This is a genomic window from Cycloclasticus zancles 78-ME, from assembly GCF_000442595.1.
GTDB lineage: Bacteria > Pseudomonadota > Gammaproteobacteria > Methylococcales > Cycloclasticaceae > Cycloclasticus > Cycloclasticus pugetii.
Genome location: NC_021917.1, coordinates 1,671,593 through 1,686,844, shown reverse-complemented (window position 1 = coordinate 1,686,844; position 15,252 = coordinate 1,671,593). Strand labels below are relative to the sequence as shown.

The window sequence follows — 15,252 nt, the reverse complement described above, 5'->3', positions numbered from 1 at the left end:
CCAAGCACTTGTGTGGCGGAAATATTTAAATATAAGGATAAAGATGGGCATTGGCAGTTTTCTGATTCGCCTATCAATGAGGATGGGGCTACCGAGGTTCGCGCATATAAAAATTCAACCGCCTCTGTCGAGAGGTCGAATGATTTTATAACGCTGCTAAATAGTAAATACCCATTGACTAATCCTGTTCAGCAAGCAACGAAGGCTGTTGTTACTGTTAAAAGTAAACTTGGTTCTGGATCTGGCTTTTTTGTAACCGAGGATTGTTATTTAGTGACGAATAAGCATGTGGTTCGCCCCGCTAAAGGTAAGCAATGGGATGCGACGCAGGCAAAGATCAAAAAAAATAGTTTAATATTTAATAGTAATAAAATACGGCTTAATCAACAAAAAGAGCGGCTCTTTATTAATAAGCAAAAACTCGATGATTTTCGAATATATATAGACGGTTTGAGATCAGACAAAGAAAAACAAATCGCGTTACGCGAGTACGCGCTTTATGAGCAGCAATATCAGCAAGACCTGCAACAACTGAATGAAACGCAGAGGCGCCTGAGCTTGGATGAGGACATCTTTAATCGACAAAAATCTGACTTTAACTTCTCTAGCGCGGTGTCAAATGTTGCTCAGTCATTTGATATTGTTTTAAAAGATAATACTAAAGCAAGAGCCAAGCTAATTAAGGTGGCGTCGACAGATGACTTGGCTTTGCTGAAAGTAAATGCCTGTAAAGCGCCTTACTTAGAAATGGCACCTGGCTCAGTCGTACAGGGTACAACCGTTCATGCAATTGGAAGCCCCTTGGGGTTACGTGATCAGTTAACAGATGGGACGGTAACGCAGGTGTTGCAAAACCAAATAGTCACTGACGCACAGATTTTACCGGGTAACAGTGGTGGGCCATTGATAACCGATGATGGCTATGTGGTGGCAGTTAATACCATCAAAGTAGCAAAAGGGTCTGCGTTAAAGACTGGGTTTGGCGTTTCGATTCCAATTGCTAAGGTTAGGAAAAATTTTGCTGAGTATTTAAATAATTAAATAAAAGGTATTTATTAAGATTAGCGAGGGCCAGTCCATTCATAGATATCTATTGTCTCGGGGTCACAACTTCTACAACCACCTTGGCAAAGTGAGCCAGCTGGAAGTTTTTTTGCATAACCTTTTTTTACCCAGTGTTCGAGCATTGATTTGGCGTCATCTTGAGAGATTTTGAAATGTAAGGCCAAATCACGAACAGGAGCGCTTCGTGCGGCTTGTAAGTAATCACGGACCTCTAATAAAATCATGCGTCTTTAATCAGTGTTGGTTCAACAGCGAGTAATTTCTGGCCAAGTTGGCGAAGCGTAAGCCATATTCCTAGAAAGCCAGCAATGAATACACATAACCAAATCAGTGTTTGTGTTGGATGGCTTGAAAAGTTCGCAATTTGATAGAAAGAAGTCGCCATGCTGTATGCCAAATAAAGGCTCCAGAAAATAGAAAATAAGGCCCAACGTGTTCCTGTTTCACGTTTAACGGCGGCAATCGCAGCAACACAAGGGACATATAAAAGAATAAAGAGTAGATAACTAAAGGCACCAATTTTGCCATCAAAATATTTCACCAAGGTGCCAAAGAGAGCTGAGCTAACTTCTTGCTCAGTTGCGGCTTCATCAAGATTGTCGTTGGCATCAAGTGTCCTTAAACCAAGCGGGTCGCCCATGTTTTGGAACGCATCATTTAAATTATCTTTAGTTGTTGTCACAGCTTCTGAGAACTTATTTTTAAGGCTAAAGTTTTCGTCGTTATCGTCGGTGTTGCCTTCAATATTTGAATAAACTGCATCGAGTGTTCCAACAACCACTTCTTTAGCGAGTAAGCCACTAAAAATACCAACGATGGCGGGCCAATTTTCTTCTTGGATTCCCATCGGTTCAAAGGCAGGTGTGAATGTTTTACTGACTTCACTCAAGACTGATTTTGAACTGTTTTCATTACCAAAACTGCCATCAGTGCCAACGGAATTAAGAATATTGATCACCATGACCATCATGACGATAAATTTGCCAGCCTCTAATACAAAACCCTTTAGGCGTTCCCAAGTGTGGATTAGTAAGCTTTTGATGGCTGGTCGGTGGTAAGGGGGGAGTTCAATGAGAAAACTATCAGATTCACCCTCAAGCACGCTGCTTTTTAGTAACAGTGCGGTAAAAATAGCCGCTGCAATACCTAATAGATATAGTAAGAAAACAATATTTTGCCCAGATTGAGGAAAAAAAGCTGCAGCAAACAAGGCATATACAGATAACCGTGCACCACACGACATAAACGGCGCCATCATCACCGTCATAATGCGGTCACGTTGCTTTTCTAGGGTACGTGTAGCCATGATGGATGGGACGTTGCAACCAAAGCCAATAATTAATGGCACAAAAGCTTTGCCGGGTAGTCCAAGCTTACGCATAAAACGATCCATAACAAAGGCAGCTCTGGCCATATAGCCGGAGTCTTCGAGTATAGATAAACAGAAATAGAGAGTCGCGATGATGGGGATAAAGGTAGCAACAACTTGGATACCACCGCCTAAACCATCAGCGAGTAAGACTTGAAACCAATTGGGAAAATCCAAATTCTGGAGTTGAATTTTAAATCCATCAACAAACAGCGCGCTGGCGGTAATGTCAAAGAAATCAATAAAAGCGCCACCAAAGTTAATGGTTATACTGAACATTAAGTAGATGGCTAAAAAGAAGATAGGTAAGCCGAGATAGTCACTAAGAATGACTTTGTCTACTCGGTCAGACCATGTTTGTTGAATATTTTTGACTTGCTTGACTACCTGTGAGGTTAGCTGATGTGCAAATTCATAGCGGCTGGCAGCAATAAGAGTATCTGCATCTTCTCCAGTTGAATCTTTTATATAGAGCTGTCGGCTAGCACAAATTTCTTCGGTTTGCTGTGTTGTAGTGGGGGAGAAGTACCCCTCTAAGCATTGAAGCGCATGCCATCGTAGAATAAATGGGGAGTTGCGTTGTGTATTTAACGTCGGAATAATTTCATCAAGAGCTGAGGTAACGGCAGTCGGGTATTCAATGTTTAAGTGATGCTTAGGCTGCTCATCAATTACCGTTAATATGCTTTCTAAAAGTGAGGTGATTCCTTGGTTTTTACGTGCAACAATAGGAAAAACAGGGCAGCCAAGAGCGTTAGATAAAGCCTCTAGGTCGATGTTCATGCCACGAGATTTGGCAACATCCATCATGTTTAACGCAAGTACAGCTGGAATGCCGGTTTCAAGTAATTGACTGGTAAGGAACAGGCTGCGTTCTAGATTGGCTGCATCTGCAACAATTAAAAGTGCATCAGCCTCTTCGGATAAAATATATTGGCGAGCTATTTGTTCATCAAGAGCCTCGCGGTCACTATCAAGCGCATAAACACCTGGTAAGTCGACCAAAACAAGCTCTTGGTTGTTAACTTTAGTAAGCCCTTCACGACGGTCCACTGTAACGCCAGGCCAGTTCCCCGTTTTTTGTTTAATGCCTGTAATAACATTAAATAATGTTGATTTTCCGCAGTTAGGGTTGCCAATAACGGCAATGACAGGGCTTTTATTAGAGGGGCGTACGGGCATATTTTCTTCGCAACATTGCTTGGTCATAATGTTTCTATTACTACTTGTTTTGCGAGGGTTTCATTCAGAGCGATACGAGTATTTCCAATACTGACAATAATTCCACCTTTGCTTCTTTGAGTAACCTGAAGGGGAATTAATTTAGAAAAGCCTAGCGTTAGCAATTTTTTTTCTAACGAATGAGCCATTTGATTTTTACACAGCATTACTTCCTGGCCAATTTCAATATCAGCAAGAGTAGCGTACTGGTTTAATGCCTGGTTATTTGACATGTGATCTCAAACGTTAATGATAATGATTCCCATTCTAATCTATGATTGAGTCATGTCAAGGATGTGGAATTAAGAATGCGGTTGATACTTAGGTTTAATGACATAGATCAGGTAAGCAAAAATGATTACGCTAATCCAAATAAAACTAAGAATACCAATTATGCCATCGTATTGCCCAGTTAAGTAAGTCCAGCTTGATGCGGAGTTATGGTCAGTGAGTTCTTTAGTTATTTTTATGAGGAAAACCCAGCTAGCATGTAGACCAATGCAATAAGCAAGAGTACGTGTCTGAAGACGAACTAGGGCAAGGAAAGCGCCAACAACAAAAAGCGCTAGAAAGTCATCAAGCGGCATAAATGCAACTGCTTTAAATGCATTAACGATAACTTCAAAACCAGTGCCTATATATAAAAGGTTTTGATCAATATGTTCAATGGGTTTAATAAAGTGCAAAATGGCATAAAAAAAACTACTAACAACAACCGCCGTAAAACCGTTGTGCCATTGTTGGCTTAGCTTGAAGAATAGCCCTCTAAATAAGGTTTCCTCTATTAAAGCAACGACGATTCCGGCTAATAATGCTTTAGAAACAAGTTTCCATGTGAATTGAGCATCTTCTGACAGTACTCTAATATCAAGAACGATCAGCGTAAACACAACAACGCCAAGAATTAACAGACCAGAAATAAAGCCAAATGAAGTTTTTTTAAAGAAGTTGCTATAGGTATTATCGTGTCCAATGGCGTTTAAACTCAATTTAAAAAACTTAAAACATGGAATCAGTCCTAAGATTAAAAATAAAAGGGCGGCGCGCGTAACCCATTTTTCAAAACGATATTCATTTGTGCCAAACGCTAAAAATAATGGATAGGCGATTAAAGCAGCCAAAACAGAGGCTGTTAAGAAGTAAAAAACAAAAAATATGGTAGCTTTCATATGGTTTTTTTACATTTAAGTAAAATTGTATTCAAAAAGGAGTGCAAAAATGTTGAAAGAGTCGGTATGATACCGCACATTATTTCCAACCAAAATGCGAAAGTGGCGGAATTGGTAGACGCGCTGGATTTAGGTTCCAGTATCGTAAGATGTGAGAGTTCGAGTCTCTCCTTTCGCACCATCTATTTTTTTGAACAATCATCAATAAACTACACTAGAGAATAATTATGCAGGTTTCTGTTGAATCTATTTCTGATATTAAAAAAACATTAACAATCGTTGTCCCTCAAGAAGAGGTCGATACGGCGATCAATAAGCGTTATGACGATGTGAAACGAAACGCACGGATTGATGGATTTAGACCTGGTAAGGTTCCTATGAGCGTTATCAAAAAGAAATTTGGCGCAAGTGTGCGCGCTGAAGCGTTATCAGAGTTAACACAAAGCTTTTTTTATAAAGCAATTATGGAAGAAAAGCTAAACCCAGCCAGTGCGCCTGTTATTAAAGCTAATGAAACTGAGGTTGAAGGGTATGAGTTCTCAGCAAGCTTTGAAGTCTATCCAGAGATTACAGTTAACCCAGTTGAAGACTTATCACTGAATAGCCCAGTAGTGGAAATTGCAGAGTCTGATATAGATAATATGGTTGAAAAGCTGCAAAAACAAAAAGCAAGCTGGAAAGAAGTTAAGACCAAAGCTAAAGACGGTAACCAAGTAACAGTTAGTTTTGAAGGTAAAGTAGGTGATAAGCCTATCTCGGAAGAGCCTATTAAAGGTTTCCCTGTTGTTCTTGGCTCAAAAAGCATGATACCTGGGTTTGAAGAAAACTTAAAAGGCGTGAAAACTGGTGAGAAATTAAGTTTTGAAGTGACTTTTCCTGAAGACTATCAACAAGCTGACTTTGCCGGCAAGGTTGGGGTTTTTGATGTAGAAGTGGATAAGGTTGAAAAGAGCGAATTACCTGAAATAAGTGAAGAGTTTATTAAGGAATTTGGTTTGGAAAGTGGTGATGTGGCTGACTTTAGAGCAGACCTTGCTAAAAATATGGGCGGTGAGTTAACTCGTGCATTAGCAACTAAACGTAAAGAAATTGTCATGGATGCAATTGTTGAAAACAATGAAGTGTCTGTGCCAGAAGCACTTGTTGATAATGAAATTAATCAAATGCTTGCTTCGCTAAATGAAAAAGCAGCTCAGGCAGGTCAACCAGCACAGCCGGATTTACCAAAAGAGCTTTTTAAAGATCAAGCAGCTAAACGCGTTAAATTAGGCTTGCTATTGTCTGAAATGATCAAGCAAAATGATATCAAAGCGGATGCTGAAAAAGTACAAGCACGAATTGAAGAGTTTGCTCAAATGTATCAATCGCCTGAAGAAGTTATCAATTGGTATAACTCTAACCCAGAAGAGCGCAATAAAGTTGAAAGCGTTGTATTAGAAGACCAATTGGTTGATTGGGTGTTAGAAAAGGCTAAAATAACAGAAACTCAGTTAACGTTTGATGAGCTAATGGCACCTACTCAAGCAACTGGATAAATGACAGATAATAAGGGAGTTAAGATGCAAAATAAACTAGAGGCGCAAGCACTTGGATTAGTTCCGATGGTGGTTGAGCAGACTGCACGTGGCGAACGTTCATACGATATTTACTCTAGACTCCTTAAAGAACGGGTTATTTTCTTAGTAGGCCAAGTGGAAGACCATATGGCTAATTTGATTGTTGCTCAGATGCTATTTTTAGAGTCTGAAAACCCTGATAAAGATATCCACCTATATATTAATTCACCAGGTGGTTCAGTCACAGCAGGTATGTCTATCTATGACACGATGCAGTTTATCAAACCAGATGTTAGTACTATGTGTATCGGTCAAGCAGCCAGCATGGGTGCATTATTGTTGACAGGTGGTGCTGAAGGTAAACGATTCGCTTTACCACACTCAAGAATGATGATTCACCAACCGCTGGGTGGTTTTCAGGGTCAAGCATCTGATATTGATATTCATGCGAAGGAAATTCTATTAATCCGTGATCGTTTAAACAAAATTATGGCTTCACATACAGGCCAGCCATTAGATGTTATTCAGGGTGATACCGATAGAGATAACTTTATGGGTAGTCAACAAGCCGTTGAATACGGCCTGATTGACCAAGTATTAAAAACACGTAATATAGAAGAGTAGAATAGTTAGCGCTTGGACTGGACAGATTTATAATCTTTAGCATACTGTATATAGCATGTAACTAAAGATTAAGTGTAATGAAACAGTCAATCCTAATAATGAGTGTTAAAGAAAAGAGGTTTGTATGAGTGATGATAAAGACAATGGCGAGAATGATAGTAAGCTTTTGATTTGCTCGTTTTGTGGAAAGAATCAGCATGAAGTTAGAAAGTTAATTGCAGGCCCTTCTGTTTTTGTTTGCGATGAGTGTGTAGAGCTTTGTAACGATATTATTAAAGAGGAGCTTCAAGAGAATGAAGCGACAGGCGCAGGTGATAAATTACCTAAACCCTCTGAAATCAAAGAATCCTTAGATAAGTATGTGGTAGGCCAGCAACAGGCCAAAAAAATCTTATCAGTTTCAGTCTATAACCACTATAAGCGTCTAAATGCCTCAAAAGGTGTTGATGATGTTGAGTTGGCAAAAAGTAATGTATTGTTAATTGGCCCCACTGGCTCAGGCAAAACATTATTGGCTGAAACATTAGCAAGAATGTTAAATGTTCCTTTTACCATTGCTGATGCTACGACGTTAACTGAAGCGGGTTATGTTGGAGAGGATGTCGAAAACATTATTCAAAAAATCTTACAAAAATGTGATTTTGATGTCGATAAAGCTCAAAACGGCATCGTGTACATTGATGAAATAGATAAGATCTCACGGAAGTCGGACAACCCGTCTTTAACACGTGATGTTTCTGGTGAAGGTGTCCAACAAGCATTGTTAAAATTAATTGAAGGAACAGTTGCTTCAGTCCCTCCACAAGGTGGAAGAAAACATCCACAGCAAGAATTTTTACAAGTAGATACCAGTAACATCTTGTTTATTGTTGGTGGTGCGTTTGCCGGTTTAGATAAGGTTATTAAAGATCGTTCTCAAAAAAATGTCGGCATCGGTTTCTCAGCTGAAGTAGTAAGCGAGAATGAAGCGCCAGATGTTAGTGATGTTTTGCAAAATGTTGAGCCGGAAGATCTTGTTAAATATGGTTTGATTCCAGAATTTGTTGGCAGGTTACCTGTTGTAGCAACGCTTGAAGAGCTAGATGAAGATGCATTAATTCAAATACTCAGTGAACCTAAAAATGCATTAACAAAACAATATGTAAGGCTTTTCGAAATGGAAGGGGTTGAACTTGAATTTAGAGAAGAAGCCTTAAGAGAGGTCGCAAAGAAAGCGATGGCTCGTAAAACAGGTGCTCGTGGTTTAAGGACAATTTTAGAACATGTATTACTAGACACAATGTATGACTTACCTTCGCTAGATAATGTTTGTAAAGTTGTTATTGATGATAAGGTTATTCGGGGTGAGTCTGACCCTATGTTTATTTATGAAAATGATAAAAAAGTAGCATCATCGGAATAAAATAGACTTCAAAGAGAAAAAAAGGCGCTTTAAGCGCCTTTTTTTATGAGTTATGGCTTGAAAATAATGTTCGGTGCCCTGATATTCTTACTAATACTAAATTTAATTCTTTAAGGCGGTAACTAATGAACGAAAAACTAGATCTAACAAACTTACCAATTCTTCCGCTGAGAGATGTGGTTGTTTACCCACATATGGTGATTCCGCTTTTCGTTGGTCGTGATCGATCAATACAGGCGATTGATTTTGCGATGGAAGATAATAAAAAAATTGTTCTAGTTGCGCAAAAAAACCCAGATAACGATGATCCCAAAGAGGGTGACCTTTATCAAGTCGGTACCTTAGCCACTATTTTGCAGCTCCTTAAGTTACCTGATGGAACGGTAAAGGTTTTAGTGGAAGGTGAGCAGCGAGTTAATATTGATAAGATTTATACCAATGAAAAATTGTTTGGTGCAGATGTTAGTTTGCTGGAAGATGCCGTAGACCTTGAAGAGCAAGAAATGGATGTGCTAATTAGGACCGTTAGTTCCGCCTTTGAAAGCTATGTGAAGTTAAATAAAAAAGTACCACCTGAAGTATTAACCTCATTATCTGGTATTGAAGACTCTGGCCGTCTTGCAGATACTATGTCAGCGCACATGGTGTTGAAAGTTGAAGAAAAACAAAAAATATTGGAAACATATAACCTTCGCGAACGTTTAGAACATTTGCTGTTATTGATGGAAGGTGAAGTTGATATTCTGGAAATGGAAAAACAAATCCGTAGCCGGGTTAAGCAACAAATGGAAAAGAATCAGCGCGAGTATTATTTGAGTGAGCAAATGAAGGCCATTCAAAATGAATTGGGTGACATGGAAGAAGGTTCAAATGAAATAGATGAACTCGAAAAGAAAATAGCTGATGCAGGGATGTCAAAAGAAGCAAAAGAAAAAGCTGAATCAGAACTGAGCAAGTTAAAAATGATGTCCCCGATGTCAGCTGAAGCCAGTGTTATACGTAATTACATTGATTGTATGGTTAATGTGCCGTGGAAAAAACGTACGCGTATTAGGCATGATCTCGCTGCCGCACAAAAAGTGCTTGATGCTGACCATTATGGGCTAGAGAAAGTAAAAGAAAGAATTTTAGAGTACTTGGCTGTTCAACAACGGGTTAAAAACATGAAAGGGCCAATTCTTTGCTTGGTTGGGCCTCCAGGTGTTGGTAAAACATCCTTGGGGCAATCTATTGCTCGTGCGACGAACCGTAAGTTTGTAAGAATGTCTTTAGGTGGTGTGCGAGATGAAGCTGAAATACGTGGGCATCGTCGTACATACATTGGTTCAATGCCAGGTAAAATTTTACAAAACTTATCAAAAGTTGAAACAAAAAACCCTTTATTCTTGCTTGATGAAATAGACAAAATGGCAATGGATTTCAGAGGCGACCCTGCTTCTGCTTTACTTGAGGTGCTTGATCCAGAACAAAACAGTACGTTTAACGATCATTACTTAGAAGTGGATTTTGATTTGTCTGATGTTATGTTTGTCGCGACTGCAAATAGCATGAATATACCGGGTCCCCTGTTGGACCGTATGGAAGTGATTAACCTCGCTGGTTATACTGAAGATGAGAAAATTAACATCACGGAGAACTACCTCATTACCAAACAATTAAAAAATAATGGTTTGAAAGAGTCGGAATTGCATGTAAGCCAATCAGCGATTAGAGATACGGTGCGTTATTATACGCGTGAGGCTGGAGTTAGAAATATCGACAGAGAAATGTCTAAAATTTGTCGAAAAGTAGTGAGAGACATTTTACTGAGCAAACCTAAGAAGCGAATCAATGTTACATCGCGTAACCTTAGTAAATACTTAGGGGTTAGGCGATTTGACTTTGGTAAAGCCGAAGAAACTAATCAAATTGGGCAAGTAACTGGCTTGGCTTGGACAGAGGTTGGTGGTGAATTACTAACAATTGAATCAGCTATTAGCGAAGGTAAAGGCAAGTTAACACTTACCGGTAAGTTAGGTGATGTTATGCAAGAATCTATTCAAGCTGCTTTAACAGTGGTCAGAAGTCGTGCTGCAATGTTAGGTGTTCCAGCTGATTTTTATCAAAAGAACGATATACATGTACATGTTCCTGAAGGAGCAACGCCTAAAGATGGTCCAAGTGCAGGTATCGGTATGTGTACGGCCTTAGTATCATCCTTAACGGGTATTCCTGTGTTAGCTGATGTGGCTATGACAGGGGAAATTACGCTTCGAGGTGAGGTGTTACCGATCGGTGGGCTTAAAGAAAAATTGTTAGCAGCTCTTCGCGGTGGAATCACAACGGTTGTAATCCCACACCAAAATGAAAAAGATTTAATAGAGATGCCGGCTAATATTAAACAAAATTTAACGATAATCCCTGTCCGCTGGATTGATGAGGTGCTGGAAGTCGCGCTTGAACGGTCCCCGACACCATTGAAAGGAAGTGAAAAGTTAACAAAAAAAGATGACAAAAAAAGTAAACCTGCAAAAAATAAAACGGTAACCGCACATTAAGCTGAAGTGTTTGATTTAATTGAGGCAAGTAAATTAATTGAAGGTATGCTTTAAAAAAATATAGTCATAAAAACCTTCTGAAGCTTGACACTGGTGGGGGGGAAAGGATATAAAATCTCCTGTTGAGTGAATAGTGAGGTAGATATAGCCGCTCTAAACACCAGTAACAAAAAAAATTAACTTTAAAAATTATTTAATCATCCTATTGGGGAAAATTTATGAACAAATCAGACCTTATCAATGCAATCGCTGAAGAATCAGGACTTACTAAAGCTGACGCAGGCCGCGCATTAGATGCCACTATCTCTTCTGTTAGTAGTGCACTTAAAAGCGGTGACTCAATCTCACTTATTGGCTTTGGTACCTTCTCTGTAAAAGAGCGTTCTGCACGCACAGGCCGCAATCCACAAACGGGTGAAACGATTCAAATTAAAGCTTCAAAAATTCCTTCATTTAAAGCTGGCAAAACTTTAAAAGACTCTGTAAACTAGCGCCTCTTCTGTTCTTGGGGTGCTTAGCTCAGCTGGGAGAGCGTCGCCCTTACAAGGCGAATGTCGGGGGTTCGATCCCCTCAGCACCCACCATTTAGGAGTGGTAGTTCAGTTGGTTAGAATACCGGCCTGTCACGCCGGGGGTCGCGGGTTCGAGTCCCGTCCACTCCGCCATTGGTACAAAAAACCATTAATTTGAAAAAATTAATGGTTTTTTTTTGCTCATCGAAAATGTGAGTTAATTTAGAACGCGATGCAATTAATAGGATGTTTATAAATGTCCCCTATAAAGTGCTATCAGTTGTTTAATAAATGCAGTTGCCAGCAGTAACGCCGCTTAATATCGTTTTCTTGGCTAGTGTCCTTGTTGTTGTAAAGGATAGTTTGTTCAAACTAACGCACACTAGCCTAAAATATGGTTTAATTTCCTCACATATAGTGCAATAGTGAATTCCCCTTTAGGATGCTGCGGCCACTGTCAATAAACATTAAATTGTTAATTCAGTGGTTTTATATAAACTGAGAGTATTGTCTTTTGAAAGCACTGTTAAGCACTATTTTTTTAAATTTTTATGTGGATTATTTTTTATGTTAGATAGATTGCGGGTACACGTTAAAGGCTGGTTGGGTATGGTTATTCTTATAATGATCTCTATTCCATTTGCTTTGTTTGGCTTACAAAACTACACCAATGGTGGGTCCGAAAAAGCGGTCGCTGAAGTAGGGGATTATAAAATTTACCAAGCGGATGTTAATCAGGCTTATCAAAACCGTGTGGCTCAATTAAAAGAGCAATATGGTGATCAATACTCTGCTGACTTATTTAATCAAGAGGCAATACGCCAAGAGTCGTTGAATCGATTAATTCAAGAACAACTTGTTTTGCAAACAGTTAATAAAGATGGCTATGTCGCATCAAACAAGGCCGTTCTTGATGTAATTTCTAATATAGATGCCTTTCATAAAGACGGACGGTTTGATAAAACAACCTATGAGCAATTATTACAAGCAAGAGGCTTAACAACCACTGATTTTGTAGAAACGGTACGTGCAAGCATTGAACGAGAACAATTTATAAACTCTATTATAGGTACGACCTTAGTAGACGAGAGTGAAATAGATGAATTTCATCGTTTAACGAATCAAACTAGGGATATTAAGTATTTGTTGCTGCGTATTTCTTCAGTGGTTAATGAAGTGGTGGTAACAGATGAAGAGCTTAATGAACATTATTCACAAAATAAGCTTCTTTATAGATCACCTGAAGAAGCATCTATTGAATATATTTCATTAAACTTGTCTGACTTGATGTCGGAGGTTTCCCCGTCGAAAGATGAATTGTTAGCGTTCTATGAACGTGAGCGTCAGTCATTTACGGTATCCGGTCATCGAAGAGCGAGCCATATATTGATTGAAGCAACTGCTGATCTCGCAGATGCAGAGAGAGAGGAAAAGAGAGCAAAAGCCGACATGGTTTTAAGCCGACTTAACAAGGGAGAAAATTTTGCAAGCTTGGCTAAAGAGTTGTCTGAAGATATTGGTTCGGCTGAATCAGGTGGTGACTTAGGCATCATCACCGACGGTATGATGGGCGCAGAGTTTGAAAAAACGCTGGATTCTCTTGAAGAAGGCGAGGTTAGTAACGTAGTTCAAACTCAATACGGCTTTCATATTATAAAGCTGGTCTCAAAAGAGGCTGATAAGGTGCAACCATACGAAGCAGTAGAAGAGACAGTAACAGAACTGTTTAAATTAAATGTTGCTAGCGAAAGGTTTTATCAACTAGCAGAGCGTTTTGCTGAGTTAGCGTTTGAAAATCCAGATTCATTAAACCCTATCGCTGATGAATTAGGGTTAACGGTTGAACAACAAACGGGTATTACACGTACTAGTGATGAGGGCATTGCTGCCAGCACTAAAGTGCGTCAGGCTGTGTTTAATGAAGATGTTTTAGCGGGTAATAATAGCGATGCAATTGAAATAGGCTCTGAGCATTTAGTTGTATTACGTATTAATGACTATGTTCCTGAGGCAACAATGCCGTTAACTGCAGTAAAAGATAGAGTTGAATTGTCTGTTAAAAAAGATAAGGCTAATGAATTGTTAACACAGAAAGCGGCTGATTTACTGTCTCAGCTAACATCAGGGGTAACGATTAATACCTTGTCAACGTCAGATGATGTCCTGCTTGAAGATATTGGACCGGTGACAAGGCATGATAAATCGGTTCCAGTAAAATTATTAAACGATGCGTTTAGTATGTCTCACCCAACACAGGGAAAACCCTCTTTTAAATTAAGTACGCTAGACAATGGCGATGTTGCGATTATTGAGTTGAGTAAAGTAACTGATGGCGACCCAACAGAGATGACAGAGACTTCACGCCAAACATTTAAGCAGTTTTTATCACGTTTAACTGGTGAAGTAATGTTGGCCGCAACAATAGAAAATTTAAGTGTTGAGGCAGACGTGGTTTTAGCTAATCAAGCACAATAAGTTGAAATGAAACTACACTGGCAAATTTTTATTGCAATTGGCTTAGCGATTATTGCGGGTATTGCAACAGGAGAAGAAGCGGGTATAGGTTCATTCACTTTTTATGATGTGTATGTATTTTTAGGTACGTTATTTCTTAATGCACTAAAAATGTTGATAGTCCCATTGATCTTGTCATCGATTATTTGTGGAATTGCAAATATGGGTAACTTAGGTGGTTTAGGTCGTTTAGGTGGGAAGACAATTACGTATTATCTGTCGACCAGTCTGGTTGCTATTTTAATCGGTTTGGTTTTGGTTAATATCGTAGAGCCAGGCATCATTGCTGGCGAGCCAGTTCGTGATCGTGTTGGCTTAACGGAAGATATTACAGAGGTTGCTTCAAAGCTAGAAGGAAAAGGAGCTGCTGATATCACCGGTATATTTTTACGGATGGTGCCAACCAATATTGTCGCAGCAGCAGCCAATGGTCAAATGTTAGGGCTGATCTTTTTTGGACTATTATTTGGCTATTTTATGACTCAAATAATCGAACAAAGAAAAACAGTTTTGCTGACATTTTGGAATGCAGTATTGGATGTAATGATGAAAATGACCGATTGGGTCATGAAGTTTGCACCGATCGGTGTTTTTGGCTTAGTAGCTAAAGTAGTTGCTTCAACAGGCTTAGCTGCTTTTTTACCATTAGCCTATTTTTTCTTTACGGTATTAGGTGCTTTAGTTATTCATATGTTTGGTGTTATGCCATTAGTGTTGAAATACCTCGGTGGCGTTAAACCACTTCGCCATTACAAAGCGATGACCCCCGCATTGCTGACCTCTTTCTCAACAAGCTCGTCGTCAGCCACACTGCCCATTACGTTAGAGTGTGTTGAAAAAAACGCAGGTGTTTCAAATCGTACAAGTAGCTTTGTCTTGCCGTTAGGTGCAACTATTAATATGGATGGTACGGCGTTATACGAATGCGTGGCAGCTATGTTTATTGCTCAAGCTTATGGCTTAAGTTTAGGGTTTACTGAGCAGTTTCTTATTGTCCTAACAGCCTTGGTTACCTCGATTGGTGTAGCGGGTATTCCAGCGGCAAGTCTTGTTGCAATCAGTATTATTTTGGTAACAATAGGGCTTCCATTAGAGGGCATTGGGCTTATTCTTGCTGTCGATCGTGTTTTGGATATGTGTAGAACCAGCGTTAATGTATTTAGTGATTCTTGTGGTGCAGTTATTATTGCTCGAAGTGAAGGCGAAGATCAGGTTTTACAATCAAAATAAATCATCGTGAATAAGCCAGTAATTAAACTGCGTAGGGCAGCGGGTTTTCTCTT

12 protein-coding genes and 3 tRNA genes are annotated in these 15,252 nt (G+C 39.4%); 11 read left to right on the top strand and 4 right to left on the bottom strand.

What is annotated here, in order from left to right:
- Positions 1 to 12 precede the first annotated feature (12 nt).
- Positions 13 to 1,041 carry a S1C family serine protease gene (locus CYCME_RS08125; protein WP_015005746.1) on the top strand — a complete coding sequence of 343 codons (1,029 nt, stop codon included), beginning with the start codon at positions 13 to 15 and terminating at the stop codon, positions 1,039 to 1,041.
- A 20-nt stretch (positions 1,042 to 1,061) separates the two neighbouring features.
- Here the strand turns inward: CYCME_RS08125 and CYCME_RS08120 are convergent, their stop codons facing one another.
- The 4 genes from CYCME_RS08120 to CYCME_RS08105 form a co-directional block, all read right to left on the bottom strand.
- Positions 1,062 to 1,289: a FeoC-like transcriptional regulator gene (locus tag CYCME_RS08120; RefSeq protein WP_015005747.1), complete on the bottom strand. Its 228-nt coding sequence runs from the start codon at positions 1,287 to 1,289 to the stop codon at positions 1,062 to 1,064.
- A complete protein-coding gene (gene feoB / locus CYCME_RS08115) occupies positions 1,286 to 3,643 on the bottom strand; it encodes a Fe(2+) transporter permease subunit FeoB (RefSeq protein ID WP_020932729.1) in 2,358 nt (785 codons plus the stop codon). The genes CYCME_RS08120 and feoB overlap by 4 nt, the downstream gene beginning before the upstream one ends.
- Positions 3,640 to 3,888, bottom strand: coding sequence for a FeoA family protein (locus tag CYCME_RS08110; RefSeq protein ID WP_016389466.1), 249 nt, complete (start codon positions 3,886 to 3,888; stop codon positions 3,640 to 3,642). The genes feoB and CYCME_RS08110 overlap by 4 nt, the downstream gene beginning before the upstream one ends.
- A 69-nt stretch (positions 3,889 to 3,957) precedes the next feature.
- A complete protein-coding gene (locus CYCME_RS08105) occupies positions 3,958 to 4,824 on the bottom strand; it encodes a CPBP family intramembrane glutamic endopeptidase (protein ID WP_020932728.1) in 867 nt (288 codons plus the stop codon).
- Between the two features lie 96 nt (positions 4,825 to 4,920).
- Here CYCME_RS08105 and CYCME_RS08100 point away from each other — a divergent pair.
- From CYCME_RS08100 to CYCME_RS08055, 10 genes are all read left to right on the top strand, one after another.
- A tRNA-Leu gene (locus CYCME_RS08100) sits at positions 4,921 to 5,005 on the top strand.
- A 46-nt stretch (positions 5,006 to 5,051) separates the two neighbouring features.
- Entirely contained in the window at positions 5,052 to 6,359 is a 1,308-nt protein-coding gene (gene tig, locus CYCME_RS08095; RefSeq protein WP_020932727.1) for a trigger factor, read from the top strand.
- A gap of 24 nt (positions 6,360 to 6,383) precedes the next feature.
- Complete coding sequence (gene clpP / locus CYCME_RS08090; protein ID WP_015005752.1) at positions 6,384 to 7,004, top strand: ATP-dependent Clp endopeptidase proteolytic subunit ClpP; 621 nt, start codon at positions 6,384 to 6,386, stop codon at positions 7,002 to 7,004.
- Positions 7,005 to 7,128: 124 nt separating this feature from the next.
- A complete protein-coding gene (clpX, locus tag CYCME_RS08085) occupies positions 7,129 to 8,406 on the top strand; it encodes an ATP-dependent Clp protease ATP-binding subunit ClpX (protein WP_020932726.1) in 1,278 nt (425 codons plus the stop codon).
- A gap of 125 nt (positions 8,407 to 8,531) precedes the next feature.
- Positions 8,532 to 10,943, top strand: coding sequence for an endopeptidase La (lon, locus tag CYCME_RS08080; RefSeq protein WP_015005754.1), 2,412 nt, complete (start codon positions 8,532 to 8,534; stop codon positions 10,941 to 10,943).
- Positions 10,944 to 11,161: 218 nt separating this feature from the next.
- Positions 11,162 to 11,434, top strand: a complete 273-nt coding sequence (locus CYCME_RS08075) for an HU family DNA-binding protein (RefSeq protein WP_015005755.1) — start codon at positions 11,162 to 11,164, stop codon at positions 11,432 to 11,434.
- Positions 11,435 to 11,451: 17 nt separating this feature from the next.
- A tRNA-Val gene (locus CYCME_RS08070) sits at positions 11,452 to 11,527 on the top strand.
- 4 nt (positions 11,528 to 11,531) lie between these two features.
- A tRNA-Asp gene (locus CYCME_RS08065) sits at positions 11,532 to 11,608 on the top strand.
- A gap of 414 nt (positions 11,609 to 12,022) precedes the next feature.
- Complete coding sequence (locus tag CYCME_RS08060; RefSeq protein ID WP_020932725.1) at positions 12,023 to 13,930, top strand: SurA N-terminal domain-containing protein; 1,908 nt, start codon at positions 12,023 to 12,025, stop codon at positions 13,928 to 13,930.
- A 6-nt stretch (positions 13,931 to 13,936) separates the two neighbouring features.
- On the top strand, positions 13,937 to 15,199 hold the full coding sequence (locus CYCME_RS08055; protein WP_016389460.1) for a dicarboxylate/amino acid:cation symporter: 1,263 nt from the start codon (positions 13,937 to 13,939) through the stop codon (positions 15,197 to 15,199).
- Positions 15,200 to 15,252 lie beyond the last annotated feature (53 nt).